This window comes from Dietzia sp. 179-F 9C3 NHS, assembly GCF_045369825.1.
Classification (GTDB): Bacteria; Actinomycetota; Actinomycetes; order Mycobacteriales; family Mycobacteriaceae; genus Dietzia.
The window spans coordinates 1-13,151 of the sequence record NZ_JBIQES010000010.1; the positions used below are offsets into that span (position 1 = coordinate 1).

Consider the following 13,151-nt stretch of genomic DNA (forward strand, 5'->3'; position numbering starts at 1 on the left):
CCGAGCGACCCCGGATGCCGCATCGACACCCTCACCGACACCGAACTCGCCGCCGAGATGGCGCGGGAAAGACTCCTTGCCGACGTCTACGACGAAACCGCGTACGAACACGTCTGGACCGACCACGATCGCGCCGCATGAGGGCGGGCGTCGGGCCCCGCGGTGGGGATCGGGGGCCCGGATTCGGGACGCCGGAGGTGGCTTCAGGAGCGGGCGCTATGGTCTTCTGGGTGACCGACCTCTCCGACAGCTCCGGGGCCCTCGACTGGCTCGACGACGTGGCCCGCCGCCGCCGGAACGAAGGGTTGCGTCGTACGTTGCGACCGCGTGAGCGTGGTGAGGAACTGCTCGACCTGGCCTCGAACGACTACCTCGGGCTGGCGACCGATCCGCGGGTCGTCGAGGGGGCCATCGCGTCCCTTCGTCAGTGGGGCACCGGCTCCACGGGTTCCCGGCTGGTGACGGGCACGACGGCCGAGCACATCCGGCTCGAGGAGGAGCTCGCCGAGTTCACCGGCAGCGGGGCCGCACTCGTGTTCTCCTCCGGCTACCAGGCGAACCTCGGCGCGGTGGTGGCGCTGTCTGGCCGGGATTCGTTGGTGGTGTCGGACGCCGGATCGCATGCGTCGCTCGTCGATGCCTGCCGGCTCTCGCGTGCGCGGGTCGAGGTGACCCCTCGTGGTGACGTGGAGGCGGTCGAGCGTGCGTTGGCCGGGCGGGGGGAGGCGCGGGCCCTCGTCGTCACCGACTCGGTCTACAGTGCGGACGGCGCGCTCGCCCCACTCGCCGAGCTCCACGCGGTCTGCCGCCGCCACGGTGCGGCGCTGCTCGTCGACGAGGCCCACGGGCTCGGGGTGCGCGGCGACGGGGGCCGAGGACTGGTCCACGAGCTGGGGCTACAGGGCCGCGACGACCTCGTGGTCACCGCGACCCTGTCCAAGTCGCTCGCCTCGCAGGGCGGCGTGGTGCTCGGGTCGCGTCGGGTGCGCGCTCACCTCATCGACGCGGCCCGGACCTTCATCTTCGACACCGGGCTCACCCCGGCCGCGGTCGGCGCCGCCCGCGCCGCACTGGCGGTCCTGCGGGACGAGCCCGGGCTCGCGGCGCGGGTGTTGGACAACGCCGCCGTGCTCGCCGCGGCGACGGGCGCCGCCGAACCCACGTCGGCGGTGGTCTCGGTGATCCTCGGCGACCCGGTCAGGGCGGTCGAAGCCCGGGACGCAGCCCTCGGACGCGGCGTGTCGGTGGGTTGTTTCCGGCCCCCGTCGGTCCCCGAGGGCACCTCGCGGCTGCGCCTGACCGCGCGGGCCGACCTCACCCCCGGGGATCTCGAGCAGGTCCGCGCGGTCCTCGGCGAGGTGCTCGCCGACTTCGGGCCCGTGGGGGAGCTCGCGTGAGGGCCCTCGTGGTGTCGGGCACCGGCACCGACGTGGGCAAGACGGTCGCCGTAGCGGCGCTCGCCGCGCTCGCCCGTGACCGGGGTCTGCGCACTGCCGTCTACAAGCCGATCCAGACGGGGCTGGAGGCGGGAGAGCCCGGAGACGTCGACGTGGTCGCCGGGCTCGGCGGGGCGGACGTCGCGCTCGAGGGCCGGCGCCTGCGTGATCCGCTGGCACCGGAGACCGCCGCCCGCGTGGCAGGGGAACCGCAGTCCACCCTGGACGGCTTCCTCGCCGACGTCCGCGGGATCGACGCCGATCTCGTCTTGGTCGAGGGCGCGGGGGGAGCGCTCGTGCGGCTCGGCACCGACCTCACGGTGCTCGACGTGGCGGCCGCTCTCGACGCGCCGGTCGTGGTGGTGACCCGGGCCGGACTCGGCACGCTCAGCGACACCGAGCTGACGGTGCGGGAGATCCGGCGTCGCGGCCTGGTCTGCGCCGGGGTGCTCGTCGGTTCCCTCCCCGCCGAGCCCGACATGACGGCCCGCTGCAACCTGGAGGACCTTCCTCGACTGACCGGGGTGCCGCTGCTCGGGGCGGTGCCGGAGGGGGCCGGGACACTGGCCCCGGAGGCGTTCCGCGCCAACGCGCCGGGGTGGTTCGCACCCGGTGCGCCCACAGATCTGAGGCTGACGTCATAATGGCAGCCGTGCCCGCCGCACGGCCCGACGCCGCGCGGGGAACACCGACCTAGGAGAGTGCCCGAAGTGACGTCCGCACCGGAGATGACCGACATTCTGGCCGAGGCCCGCGAGCAGGTGCTCGAGCGGGGCGAGGGGCTGAGCCGCGACCAGGTGCTGCGGGTCCTGCAACTGCCCGACGAGAAGCTGGAGGAGCTGCTCGGGCTGGCCCACGACGTGCGCATGCGGTGGTGTGGTCCGGAGGTCGAGGTCGAGGGCATCATCAGCCTCAAGACCGGCGGCTGCCCCGAGGACTGCCACTTCTGCAGCCAGTCGGGCCTGTTCGCCTCGCCGGTGCGGGCCGCGTGGCTCGACATCCCGCAGCTCGTGGAGTCGGCCAAGCAGACCGCCAAGACGGGTGCCACCGAGTTCTGCATCGTCGCCGCGGTCCGCGGCCCGGACGAGCGGCTCATGGCCCAGGTGGCCGCGGGCGTCGAGGCGATCCGCAACGAGGTGGACATCCAGGTGGCGTGCTCGCTGGGCATGCTCACGCAGGACCAGGTCGACCAGCTGGCGGCGCTCGGAGTGCACCGCTACAACCACAACCTCGAGACGGCGAAGTCGCACTTTCCCAACGTGGTCACCACCCACACCTGGGAGGAGCGCTGGAACACGCTGCGCATGGTCCGCGAGGCGGGCATGGAGGTGTGCTGCGGCGGCATCCTCGGCATGGGCGAGACCCTCGAGCAGCGCGCCGAGTTCGCCGCCGACCTGGCCGCGCTCGATCCGGACGAGGTCCCGCTCAACTTCCTCAACCCGCGCCCCGGAACGCCGTTCGGCGATCTCGAGGTGCTGCCCGCCACCGAGGCCCTCAAGTCGATCGCCGCGTTCCGCCTCGCCCTGCCGCGAACGATCCTGCGCTTCGCCGGCGGCCGCGAGATCACGCTCGGCGACCTCGGCGCGGAGCAGGGCCTGACCGGCGGCATCAACGCCGTCATCGTGGGCAATTACCTCACCACGCTCGGCCGCAAGGCGGAGAAGGACCTGGATCTGCTCGAGGACCTTCAGATGCCGATCAAGGCCCTCAACGACACCATCTGATGAGCACGGGGGCGACGGTGACGACGACGAGGGACGGCGCGGACCCGACCGAGCTCGAGCGGGCGCTGCTCACCGGCGTCCCCCCGCGGTTCGATCCCTTCACGGGGGCCGACCTCGCGAAAGGCCCGTCCGGGCGGGCCTTCCGGGCGGCCGAACTGGGGCTTGAGGCGCCGCGCTTCTGCCAGCTCTGTGGTCGCCGGATGGTCGTGCAGGTGGACCCCGTCGGCTGGACGGCACGCTGTTCGCGCCACGGCGCGATCTCGGCCGACGTCATCGACGTCGGGTGAGCATGCGGCGTGGTCGGGTGAGCCCCCGGGTGGTGGGCACCGCCGTCGGTGTGGTCGCCCCGGCCGTGGCGGCGCTCGCCCTGTGGCTGGTGGGCGCGCCGCGCACCGAGCTGGTCTCGGTGGGCGAGGGCCGTGGGGTGCTGTTCCCGGAGTCCGGCTCGGCCGGCGGGGCACAACTGTTGCTGCTGCTCGTGCTGCTGGGCGCCGCGGTCGTGTGCGCGGTCCTCGTCCTGTGGCGGTGCCATCCCGGCCTACGGAGGCCGAGAGGGCTCGTCGTGCTCGCGGGCGTGCCCGCACTGACCTGCGCTGCGGCCGCGGCGGCGGCAACACCCGTGGCCGACCTGCTGCTCGCCCCGGACGAGGACACGCCTCCGGGCGTCGTGCTCGGGCTTCCTCCCGAGGTGGGGCCGCTGTTCTTTGGCCCGATGGTCTACGGCGAGTCCGGACCATCGTGGGGGGCGCTGCCGGCCGGCGCCGGATGGTTCGTGGCCGCGGCGACCGTCGCTCTGCTGACTGCGGCTGCCCTGGCGCATTTCGCCACCTCGGATGATCTGGGTGACGGACCCTCCTGCCCGGATGACGCCAGCCCGGTCAGTGCACCGGATCCGGCCGTCGAGCGGGAGGCCTGAGCGCCGCGAACTGGTCGGTGATCCGCAGCCGCCGCTCGGCGAAGCGGTAGAGGGCCGCGGGGCGGCCGCCGGACGGGCCCGGGGGTGCACTGCGGCCGCAACGGACGAGCTCGCCGCGGCGGGTGAGCACGCGTTGCAGGTTGGTGGGATCCACCGGGTGGCCGAGCGCCGCCGCGTACAGCTGGGCCAGCGCCGAGAGTGTGAACTCCTCGGGGGCCAGGGCGAAGCCGAGCGTGGAGTAGGACAGCTTGGCGGCAAGGCGAGCGCGGGCGCGGGCCACGATCTCGGCGTGGTCGAAGACGGTGTCCGGGAGGGCGTCGACCGGGAACCACGCGGTGTCGTCGGGGATCGCCGGGTCGGCGTCGCTGGGGAGGACACCCAGGAACCCGGAGGCGAACACCCGCCGGCCGGGCACCCGGGCCGGGTCGGAGAACTCGGACACCGACTCGAGGTGGCTGAGCGAGCGCACATCGACCTTCTCCGCGAGCTGCCGGCGCGCGGACGAGGCGAGGTCCTCGTCGTCACGCACCTCGCCGCCGGGCAGCGCCCACCGCCCCGCCTCGGGGCCCAGACCGTGGCGCCACAACAACACGTGGAGAACGGGTTCGACGGCGTCTGGGACGGGCCTGACCTGCCCCACGACGACGAGCACCTCGTGCCCGGTGTTAGACTTCCGCATGTTTTCGATTGTAAGACGAAAACGGGGCCTGTGATGCACCGGCCCGCACGACTCACCGGGAGGGGGCAGCGATGAGCACTGCCACTGGAGTACGCACCGCCGTCGGGCGACTCGATTCGCCGCTGGCTGCGCGGATCCGTCAGGGCGAGCACGGCTATACGGGCGTCGAGGCCACACAGGAGTGGGCGGACGAGGTCCGCCGGCTCGCGGCCGAGCGCGACGCGGTCATCCTGGCGCACAACTACCAGGTGCCCGCGATCCAGGACATCGCCCACCACGTGGGCGACTCGCTGGCCCTGTCGCGCATCGCCGCGAGCGCCGAGCAGTCCACGATCATCTTCTGCGGCGTCCACTTCATGGCCGAGACCGCCAAGATCCTCTCACCGGACAAGACCGTCCTCATCCCGGACGCCGACGCCGGCTGCTCGCTGGCCGACTCGATCACGGCGGAGCAGCTGGCCGAGTGGAAGGCAGAGCACCCGGATGCCGTGGTGGTCTCCTACGTCAACACCACCGCCGCGGTCAAGGCACTCACCGACATCTGCTGCACGAGCTCCAACGCCGTGGACGTGGTGGAGTCCATCGACCCGGACCGCGAGGTGCTCTTCCTGCCCGACCAGTTCCTCGGCCAGCACGTGCGCCGGATGACCGGACGCGACAACGTCCGGGTGTGGGCCGGCGAGTGCCACGTGCACGCCGCGATCAACGGCGACCAGCTGGAGGATCAGGCGGAGCGGCACCCGGACGCCGAGCTGTTCGTGCACCCCGAGTGCGGCTGCGCCACGAGCGCACTGCACCTGGCGGACGAGGGCGCCGTGCCCGCCGACCGGGTCAAGATCCTGTCCACCGGCGGCATGGTCGACGCCGCCCGCGCCTCGGGCGCCGAGGAGGTGCTCGTGGCCACCGAGGTCGGCATGATCCACCAGCTGCGCACGGCGGCCCCGGAGATCGATTTCCTGCCCGTCAACGAGGACGCGAGCTGCCCGTACATGAAGAGGATCACCCCGGCCGCCCTGCTGCGTTCCCTGGTGGAGGGGGCCGACGAGGTCGACGTGGACCCGGCGACCGCCGAGGCCGCGCGCGGGTCGGTGGAGAGGATGATCGCCATCGGCAACCCGGGGTCCGGGGAGTGAGCGTCGGGCCCGACGGGGCCGCGCCGGGGGACGACGACGAGGGGTTCGGCCCCGACACCCGGGCCGACGCCCTGCTCGCCGTCCGGCGCGCCCTCGAGGAGGACCTGCGCTACGGCCCGGACGCGACCTCGGTCGCGACCGTCCCCGCGGACGCCCGCGCCGTGGCCCGGGTGACCAGCCGCGAAGACGGGGTGGTGGCCGGGCTGCCGCTCATCGAGATGGTGTTGGGAGAGGTCCTGGGCAAGGGCTACGAGGTGCGGCTGCTCGCGGTCGACGGCGACCGCGTGTCCGCCGGGGACGTGGTCGCCGAGATCGAGGCGCCCACGCGGGGGCTGCTCACCGCCGAGCGAACGATGCTCAACCTCGTGTGTCACCTGTCCGGGGTGGCCACCGCGACCCGGGCCTGGGCGGACCGGCTCGAGGGCACGCGCTGCGCGGTACGCGACACCCGAAAGACGATGCCCGGTCTGCGTCTGCTGCAGAAGTACGCGGTGCGCTGCGGAGGCGGGGTCAACCACCGGCTGGGCCTGGGCGACGCAGTGCTGGTCAAGGACAACCACGTCGTGGCCGCGGGCGGGATCCGGCCCGCGCTGGACGCCGTGCGGGAGCGCTTCCCGGACCTGCCGTGCGAGGTCGAGGTGGACTCGCTCGAGCAGCTCGACGAGATGCTCGCCGCCGGCGTGGACCTGGTCCTGCTCGACAACTTCCCGGTCTGGCAGACCCAGATCGCCGTGCAGCGCCGCGACGCGGTCGCGCCGGGGACCCGGCTCGAGTCGAGCGGCGGGCTGACGCTGGACGTGGCGGCCGACTACGCCCGGTGCGGGGTGGACTACCTCGCCGTGGGCGGTCTCACTCATTCGGTCGCAGTGCTGGACCTCGGCCTGGACATGTGACGCGTACTGTCGACGCATGACCGGCTTCGGGGACGCGAGCGAGCGACGAGCGGCGGCGCAACGACGGCAGGCACGCATGGCGGAGGCCCGCCGCCGCGTGGAGGCGGGGGAGAACACCTCGCCCCCTCCGCCCCCGCTCCCCGCGCCCTCGCGAAAGGCCCCCCGGGCGCCCCGTGCGCCCAAGGCCGTGGCGGTGGACCCGACGGCGCCCGGTGGGCACTTCGCCGTCTGGCGGAGCGTCCAGCACTTCTGCACCACCGACTCGCGGCCGGACGCCGAGGCGTCCGACCTCGACACGATCGTGGTCTGGTCGCACATGCTCCAGGCGTTCCGGCTCCGTCCGCGGATCGTGGCGCGGCTCGACGCCGAGGGCGCGTGGCTGCCGGTCTGTTACGCCAAGGACGGCAAGCGCGAGCCGATCGCCCAGGCCCAGGCCGACAAGTACCGCGACGCCCGACTCGGGGAGACCGTGCTCTCCGGCGGCGCGCAGGCTCCCCTCAAGGACTCCGACCACCCGGAGGACACGGTGGCGCTGTAGCCCCGTCATGTCTGACGCGCGCTCGAGGAGCCGTGGGACGCGGTCGACGGCGTGCGGGCGGTGGCCTACAACCGGGAGGGCGAGACGGACGTCTCGGCCCCGGGGCTGCCGGTGAGAGGCCTCGGCCGGCCCGCGCTCAGCAGGGTCGGTGGGCGTCGCGGATCTCCGGCACCGCGGTCACCACGACGTCCTCGATTTTCCAGCTGAGCCCGGCCAGACCCCGGCGCACCTCGGTGAGGCGGTCCACGGTGATCTCCTCGCCGTCGGCGGGCACGAGGAACGCCTCCACGTGGAACACGTGGCCCTCGTCGCGGACCCGCGCCCCGTGGTCGACGGCCCAGTTGACGGCGGCCAGGACCCGGCCGATCTCGTGGATCAGCGGGTGGGGCTCGCTGCCGTCGTACCGGGTGGGCCGCGCGTCGGCGAGCCCGGCTATCGCGCCGCGGGTATTGGCCCAGCCGTCCCGGACGATCGAGACGGAGACCACGAGCGCGGCCACGGCGTCGGCCCACCACAGGCCCAGGCCGATGCCGAGCACGCCCACGATCGTGGCGAGGGAGGTCTTCCAGTCGGCCCGGTTCATGTCCGCGTCCGCGTGGAGCACCTTGTCGTGCAACTCCTGCGCCGACTTCTCCTTGAGCCGCCCCAGGATCACCGGCCCCACCCCGGTCACCACCATGGCCGCCACCATCGCCCAGCCCGCCCAGAACACGTGCCCGCCGAGCTCGACGGTCCCGATCGGCGGACGCTCTCCGGTGACGAGCCCGTGCGCCGAGTCCCCGATGAGTAACGCGCCCATGGTCAGCAGCGCGACGCCGGCGACGAGGTGGCCGACGCCCACGGCGCGATGTCGGCCGTAGGGAAAGGCCTCGGACGGCGACGCGCGGGCGACGCGCACCGCCACGAGGAAGGCGATCGGCGGCAGCAGGGAGAGGGAGTCCTCGATCCACGCCGCCTTCATCGCCTGCGACTGCCCGGCCACCAGGTACACGATCGCCACGGTCGCCGCGAGGACGCTGATCGTCACCCACTCCAGGCGCACGGCCCGACGCAGGGCGGCCCGCTGCGCGTCGGGAAGGTGGTTGTCCCCGAACGCCGGCGGCGATGGGGCACGCCGGCGTGGTCCGCGCCGGCTCACGACGCCTCCCCGGTCCCGGCGAGGTAGGTCTCCAGCGCGACGAGCAGGGCGTTCTCGCCCAGCGGGGTGGCCATGACGAGCTTCTCGGTGTCGCCGTCCGGCGTGACCTCCTCGGCGTAGTGGCGCGTGATCGCCACCTCCTGCTCCCACGGCGAGTCCGCGGTGAGGCCGCCGATCAGTACGTCGAGGTCGCCGCGCGTCATGGCCGTGACGAGTTCGCTCTCGGCCCCGGGGGTCCACTCCACCCGGGCGCCCTCGGAGCGGGCGAACCCGGTGACGAGATCGGCCTCGCGGCCGGTCACCTCGCCGTCGTCCGACACCTGCGTCCACGGGGGGTTCTCCGAGACGCCGACGCGGAGCGTCCCGCCCGAGATGCGCTCGAGGCTGCCGTCGACGTCGCGGGGGAAGGGCCCGGAGCAGCCCGCGACGAGGGCCGCCCCGAGGGCGAGGGCCGCCACACCCCGCCCGGCGCTCATGGCGAGAGCACGACCTTGACGGCGCCGTCCTCCTTCTTCTGGAACATCTCGTAGGCGCGCGGGGCGTCAGCGAGCGGCAGGCGGTGGGTGGCGAATTCGTCGACGCCCAGCGGGTCGTCGTCGGTGAGCAGCGGCAAGATCTCGGGGACCCAGCGCTTGACGTTGGCCTGGCCCATCCGGAGGGTGAGTTGCTTGTCGAACATCGTGAGCATGGGCAGCGGGTCCGCGCTGCCGCCGTACACCCCCGAGAGCGAGATCGTGCCGCCTCGGCGCACGATGTCGATCGCCGAGTAGAACGCGGCGAGTCTGTCCACACCCGCGTTCTCCATCATCTTCTTTCCGAGGAACTTCGGCAGCATCCCCACAGCAGCGTGCGCGGCCCCTGCAGCGGGAGAGCCGTGCGCCTCCATGCCGACGGCGTCGATCACCGAGTCCGGACCGCGACCGTCGGTCATGTCGCGGATCACGTCGCCGAGCTCGCCGGGTGCAGCGGCCGGGTCGATCACGTCGACGCCCCGGTTGGCCTGGCGTGCGCGGCGCTCAGGGACGGGATCCACGCCGATCACGCGGTGGCCGCGGTGGGCGGCGATTCGAGCGGCCATGTCGCCGATCGGACCCAGGCCCAGCACGACGACCGTGCCGCCGTCGGGGATCTGCGCGTACTCCACGCCCTGCCAGGCGGTGGGGAGGACGTCGGAGAGGTACAGGTAGCGGTCGTCGGCGTGCTCGTGCGGGACCTTGATGTGGGTGTCCTGCGCCTGCGGCACACGCAGGTACTCGGCCTGCCCGCCCGACACGCTTCCATACAGCTCCGAGTAGCCGAACAACGCCGCGCCCATGCCCTGATCGCGGACCTGCGTGGTCTCGCACTGGGTCTGCAGCCCCACGCCGCACATGTGGCAGTGGCCGCAGGAGATCTGGAAGGGCATCACCACCCGGTCGCCCGGCCTGAGGTCGGTGATCTCGGAGCCGACCTCCTCGACGATGCCCATCGGCTCGTGGCCGAGGATGTCCCCGGGCGTCATGAACGGTCCCAGGACCTCGTACAGGTGCAGGTCGGATCCGCAGATGTTGGTGCTGGTGATCCGGACGATCGCGTCGGTGGGTTCCTCGATCCGCGGGTCGGGGACGTCCTCCACGCGGACATCGCGCTTGCCGTGCCAGGTGACTGCCTTCATGGTGGCTCCTTCTGGTGCTCGTCCCGTCGGCCCGGTCCCGTCGTGGGATCCGCACGGGTGGTGCGTGAGTTGGTCGTGCCCCAAACGGTATGGCCGGCGTGTCGGTACCGCATCCGGTGCGGCGACCGGGATCGGCTCGTCGACTACTGCGTGCCCGCCTCTGTCGCCGTCCTCGGCGAGCGCGGAGGAGATGGCCTCGGCGGCATGTCGTCCTCTCTAAGCCCGTTCTCGAACGACCAAGGGTATGTGCTGCTCCGTTGGGGTGTTCGCCCCGTGGTGCCCGGCCATCGACGACTCCATCGGCTCGGCCTCGGTGCGGGCGAGGATCACCCCTCCCGTGGCGACGGCCACCACGTCGCCGATCCGGTCCGCGTGCTCGGCACCGGGGCCGAAGAGACGCTCGTCCAGCGCCTGTTCCCGGTCGAGGACCCGGGCGCGACCGGTCAGCCCGTCGCGCCACGCCGCGAGGACGTCGCCGCCGGCCCCGGGCCGCGCGTAGACGTGGCGGACGCGGGCCTCCCCGGCGATGTGCTCGACGCCTGTGGAGAGCGCCGGGTGCGCGTCCAGGTCCACGACGGTCTCCGCGGCCACCATGCCGTGGTCGGCGGTGACGACGAGGGTGCAGTCACGAGGCAGGTCGGTGGCGAGGCCGGCCACGAACGCGTCCACCTCGCGCAGCGACCGCCGCCACTCCGGCGACCCGGGGCCGTGGATGTGGCCGATGAGGTCGAGGTCGCCGTAGTAGGCGTAGACGAACCGACGGGTCCGCGAGGGGGCGCCCACCGCGTCGAGGATCCCGTCGCGGACCTCGTCGAGCGAGACCGCCGGCCGTAGGGTGCCGGCTGCGCGGAACGCGGCGCGGGTGAGTCCGGAGTCCCGGAACTCGGGGCGCATGACGTAGTGGACCCCGACGCCCTCGCCGTCGAGGACCTCGAGCAGGCTCGGCCGGGACTGGACCTCACGCGGCGGGAAGGCGTCCAGCGCGGAGGGGCCGTCGGCGGCGCGGAGGGTCCACCGCAGCGGGTTGAACGTGGTGGGCGGCCCGCCGCCGGCGGGGGACAGGCGGAAGCTGTAGCCCACGATCCCGTGCCGCGAGCAGGGGGCGCCCACCGCCAGGCTCGTCAGGCTCGTGGCGGTGGTGGCGGGGAAGCCCGCGCTGATCATGCGTGTGGCCAGGGCGGACAGGGTGGGTGCGTCCTCGGCGTGCGCGCGGATGAGTTCGGCGCCGAGCCCGTCGACGAGCACGAGGACGGCGTCGCCCGCGGGGTCGAGACCGAGGGGGTTGCGGATGTCCACGCCGAGCGCGGAGGCCACGGACGGCATGACGTCGGCGAGCGAGTGGTCGGAGGGGGCGGCGGGGAGTGCGGACATGCCCCCACTCTCCCTATCCGTTGAGGACCACGTGCGAGATCAGGTGATCGAGCCTACGGATGTCGATCCCCTTGCCGAGATTGATCTTGATGTGGCCGGCCCGCGTCCACAGTTCGAGTTCGGCGTTGAAGTCCAGCATGCGCCCGGCGTTCTCGGACGACCACATGCTGATCGCGTTGTAGGGCAGCGAATAGATCTCCACCTTCTTGCCGGTGAGTCCCTGGGCGTCGCGGACGATCAGCCGCTTGGTGGTGAAGATCGCCGAGTCCCGGAAGGTCTTGTACGCGGCGAGGGGCTGTTCGCCCTCGACCAGGATCGGGCCGATGTCCTGCGGGATGGGGCACTCCGCGACGAAGGTCCACTGGGCGATGTTGGCGACGGCCGAGGTCATGTGCTTCTCCTGTCGGTTGGGGTCACTACGATAGGCGGGTATTCGGGGGACCGGCTGGCGAACCCGGTCCGGAGGGGAGTGGGGGTGTCCGACGTGTGGCAGGGCGACTGGAGCCGCGGGGATGGCGGCGGCTGGAACGAGGGCGGTTGGAACGAGGGTGGCTGGAACGATGGCGCTGACTGGGCGGGGCACCCGTACGGCGGGGGCGTCGACGGCTCCGGGGGCAACGGCATCATCTGGGCGCTGGTGGGACTCGTCGTCGTCCTCGTCGTGGCGATGGGCGGCGTCCTGGGCTACATGCTGACCCGGTCCGACGACCCGGGGACCGCCGTCGTGGCGGACACCACGACCGAGCAGCCGGCGGAAGAGACGGTGACGAGCCAGGCCCGGCCGACCAGCGCCTCGCCGACCACCGAGACCGAGGCGACCTCGCGGTCCACAACGACCTCGGAGTCGACGGAGGCGAGCACCTCCTCCTCGACCTTTACCCCGGCCCCGAACACGGTGCCCGGTGACCTGGGGCTGTCGGTGCCGATGACGCGACCGAGCTGCGACGGGCGCGGGATCGTCGTGCTGTACTCCGCGGTCACGCCGGGGCAGTATGAGCAGGAGGTCTCCGCGGCGCTGGCACGGAATCCGGGAGCCTTGTACCTGCGCACGGACCAGTCCTGCCCGTCGCTGCGGCAGCGGGACCCCAGCGGCAACGTGATCTACGCGGTCTACCGTCCCTCCGGTTACTCGAAGGCCGAGCTGTGCGCCGACGTGCGCACCGCGGGCGGGGACGCGTACGGCCGGTGGCTCGACACCACGAGCGACCCCAACCAGATCGTCACCTGCTGACGGCGAAGCGCTGCCAGCTCAGCGCTGCCGGCGGCCGAAGGCGTATGGCTCGACCGGCCGCTGCGCCCGCGGCAGCTTCTCCACGACGAGCAGGTAGGACTCGGCCACCAGCTCGTCGACCATCCCGTCGGTGAGGCTGCCGCCCGGGTGCAGCGTGATCCAGTGCCGCTTGTTCATGTGGTAACCGGGCGTGACGTCGGCGTGCGCCTGGCGCAGGGCGAGGGAATCCGAGGGCACGGCCTTGAGGACGACGACGGGCTCGTCCCCGAGCACGGTGTGGAACATGAACATCTTGCCGCGGACCTTGAACACGTCGTAGTCCGGGCCGAACGGGAACTCCAGCGTCATCGCCGGGAGCTCCCGGGCCCGCATCGCGGCCCGGTGCTGCAGTTCCCGCCCGTCCATGTCGCCGACGCTACCCCGACTACGGCCAGGACC

General features: G+C 72.6%; 16 protein-coding genes. 9 read left to right on the forward strand and 7 right to left on the reverse strand.

Going from position 1 to position 13,151, the window contains the following annotated elements; all coding sequences use genetic code 11:
- Positions 1-230 precede the first annotated feature (230 nt).
- The 5 genes from ACH0BZ_RS12570 (at position 231) to ACH0BZ_RS12590 (ending at position 4,076) form a co-directional block, all read left to right on the forward strand.
- Positions 231-1,397: an 8-amino-7-oxononanoate synthase gene (locus ACH0BZ_RS12570; RefSeq protein WP_406898810.1), complete on the forward strand. Its 1,167-nt coding sequence runs from the start codon at positions 231-233 to the stop codon at positions 1,395-1,397.
- Positions 1,394-2,080, forward strand: coding sequence for a dethiobiotin synthase (gene bioD / locus ACH0BZ_RS12575; RefSeq protein WP_406898811.1), 687 nt, complete (start codon positions 1,394-1,396; stop codon positions 2,078-2,080). Before ACH0BZ_RS12570 ends, bioD begins: the two co-directional genes overlap by 4 nt.
- A 66-nt stretch (positions 2,081-2,146) precedes the next feature.
- The gene (gene bioB, locus ACH0BZ_RS12580) at positions 2,147-3,160 is read left to right on the forward strand and encodes a biotin synthase BioB (protein ID WP_406898812.1); all 1,014 of its coding nucleotides are present in this window, start codon (positions 2,147-2,149) and stop codon (positions 3,158-3,160) included.
- Entirely contained in the window at positions 3,160-3,447 is a 288-nt protein-coding gene (locus ACH0BZ_RS12585) for a hypothetical protein (protein ID WP_406898814.1), read from the forward strand. The genes bioB and ACH0BZ_RS12585 overlap by 1 nt, the downstream gene beginning before the upstream one ends.
- Positions 3,448-3,464: 17 nt before the next feature.
- Positions 3,465-4,076 (forward strand): hypothetical protein, encoded by a 612-nt coding sequence (locus ACH0BZ_RS12590; protein WP_406898815.1) that lies wholly within the window; start codon positions 3,465-3,467, stop codon positions 4,074-4,076.
- On the opposite strand, the gene ACH0BZ_RS12595 is transcribed toward ACH0BZ_RS12590, so the two are convergent.
- Complete coding sequence (locus ACH0BZ_RS12595) at positions 4,039-4,755, reverse strand: NrtR DNA-binding winged helix domain-containing protein (RefSeq protein WP_406898816.1); 717 nt, start codon at positions 4,753-4,755, stop codon at positions 4,039-4,041. The two genes, ACH0BZ_RS12590 and ACH0BZ_RS12595, sit on opposite strands and share 38 nt — an antisense overlap.
- Before the next feature lie 71 nt (positions 4,756-4,826).
- On the opposite strand from ACH0BZ_RS12595, the gene nadA reads away from it, so the two are divergent.
- From nadA to ACH0BZ_RS12610, 3 genes are all read left to right on the forward strand, one after another.
- A complete protein-coding gene (nadA, locus tag ACH0BZ_RS12600; RefSeq protein ID WP_406898817.1) occupies positions 4,827-5,888 on the forward strand; it encodes a quinolinate synthase NadA in 1,062 nt (353 codons plus the stop codon).
- 71 nt (positions 5,889-5,959) lie between these two features.
- On the forward strand, positions 5,960-6,781 hold the full coding sequence (nadC, locus tag ACH0BZ_RS12605; RefSeq protein WP_406898948.1) for a carboxylating nicotinate-nucleotide diphosphorylase: 822 nt from the start codon (positions 5,960-5,962) through the stop codon (positions 6,779-6,781).
- Positions 6,782-6,797: 16 nt separating this feature from the next.
- Positions 6,798-7,319: a hypothetical protein gene (locus ACH0BZ_RS12610; RefSeq protein ID WP_406898818.1), complete on the forward strand. Its 522-nt coding sequence runs from the start codon at positions 6,798-6,800 to the stop codon at positions 7,317-7,319.
- 136 nt (positions 7,320-7,455) lie between these two features.
- On the opposite strand, the gene ACH0BZ_RS12615 is transcribed toward ACH0BZ_RS12610, so the two are convergent.
- The 5 genes from ACH0BZ_RS12615 to ACH0BZ_RS12635 form a co-directional block, all read right to left on the reverse strand.
- The gene (locus ACH0BZ_RS12615; protein ID WP_406898820.1) at positions 7,456-8,457 is read right to left on the reverse strand and encodes a cation diffusion facilitator family transporter; all 1,002 of its coding nucleotides are present in this window, start codon (positions 8,455-8,457) and stop codon (positions 7,456-7,458) included.
- Entirely contained in the window at positions 8,454-8,933 is a 480-nt protein-coding gene (locus tag ACH0BZ_RS12620) for a substrate-binding periplasmic protein (RefSeq protein ID WP_406898821.1), read from the reverse strand. The genes ACH0BZ_RS12615 and ACH0BZ_RS12620 overlap by 4 nt, the downstream gene beginning before the upstream one ends.
- On the reverse strand, positions 8,930-10,111 hold the full coding sequence (locus ACH0BZ_RS12625) for a zinc-dependent alcohol dehydrogenase (RefSeq protein ID WP_406898822.1): 1,182 nt from the start codon (positions 10,109-10,111) through the stop codon (positions 8,930-8,932). Before ACH0BZ_RS12625 ends, ACH0BZ_RS12620 begins: the two co-directional genes overlap by 4 nt.
- A gap of 216 nt (positions 10,112-10,327) precedes the next feature.
- Positions 10,328-11,482 carry an alkaline phosphatase family protein gene (locus tag ACH0BZ_RS12630; protein WP_406898823.1) on the reverse strand — a complete coding sequence of 385 codons (1,155 nt, stop codon included), beginning with the start codon at positions 11,480-11,482 and terminating at the stop codon, positions 10,328-10,330.
- 13 nt (positions 11,483-11,495) lie between these two features.
- Positions 11,496-11,873, reverse strand: a complete 378-nt coding sequence (locus ACH0BZ_RS12635; protein ID WP_406898824.1) for a PH domain-containing protein — start codon at positions 11,871-11,873, stop codon at positions 11,496-11,498.
- Between the two features lie 84 nt (positions 11,874-11,957).
- On the opposite strand from ACH0BZ_RS12635, the gene ACH0BZ_RS12640 reads away from it, so the two are divergent.
- Positions 11,958-12,713: a serine/threonine protein kinase gene (locus ACH0BZ_RS12640; protein WP_406898826.1), complete on the forward strand. Its 756-nt coding sequence runs from the start codon at positions 11,958-11,960 to the stop codon at positions 12,711-12,713.
- Between the two features lie 18 nt (positions 12,714-12,731).
- Here ACH0BZ_RS12640 and ACH0BZ_RS12645 read toward each other — a convergent pair whose 3' ends face one another.
- Positions 12,732-13,118 carry an MmcQ/YjbR family DNA-binding protein gene (locus ACH0BZ_RS12645; protein ID WP_406898827.1) on the reverse strand — a complete coding sequence of 129 codons (387 nt, stop codon included), beginning with the start codon at positions 13,116-13,118 and terminating at the stop codon, positions 12,732-12,734.
- Positions 13,119-13,151: the final 33 nt, after the last annotated feature.

Coding starts and splice junctions, on each gene's coding strand:
- ACH0BZ_RS12585 (WP_406898814.1), top strand. CDS start 3,160: ATGAGCACGGGGGCGACGGTGACGACGACGAGGGACGGCGCGGACCCG.
- ACH0BZ_RS12595 (WP_406898816.1), bottom strand. CDS start 4,755: ATGCGGAAGTCTAACACCGGGCACGAGGTGCTCGTCGTCGTGGGGCAG.
- nadA (WP_406898817.1), top strand. CDS start 4,827: ATGAGCACTGCCACTGGAGTACGCACCGCCGTCGGGCGACTCGATTCG.
- ACH0BZ_RS12610 (WP_406898818.1), top strand. CDS start 6,798: ATGACCGGCTTCGGGGACGCGAGCGAGCGACGAGCGGCGGCGCAACGA.
- ACH0BZ_RS12620 (WP_406898821.1), bottom strand. CDS start 8,933: ATGAGCGCCGGGCGGGGTGTGGCGGCCCTCGCCCTCGGGGCGGCCCTC.
- ACH0BZ_RS12625 (WP_406898822.1), bottom strand. CDS start 10,111: ATGAAGGCAGTCACCTGGCACGGCAAGCGCGATGTCCGCGTGGAGGAC.
- ACH0BZ_RS12630 (WP_406898823.1), bottom strand. CDS start 11,482: ATGTCCGCACTCCCCGCCGCCCCCTCCGACCACTCGCTCGCCGACGTC.
- ACH0BZ_RS12635 (WP_406898824.1), bottom strand. CDS start 11,873: ATGACCTCGGCCGTCGCCAACATCGCCCAGTGGACCTTCGTCGCGGAG.
- ACH0BZ_RS12645 (WP_406898827.1), bottom strand. CDS start 13,118: ATGGACGGGCGGGAACTGCAGCACCGGGCCGCGATGCGGGCCCGGGAG.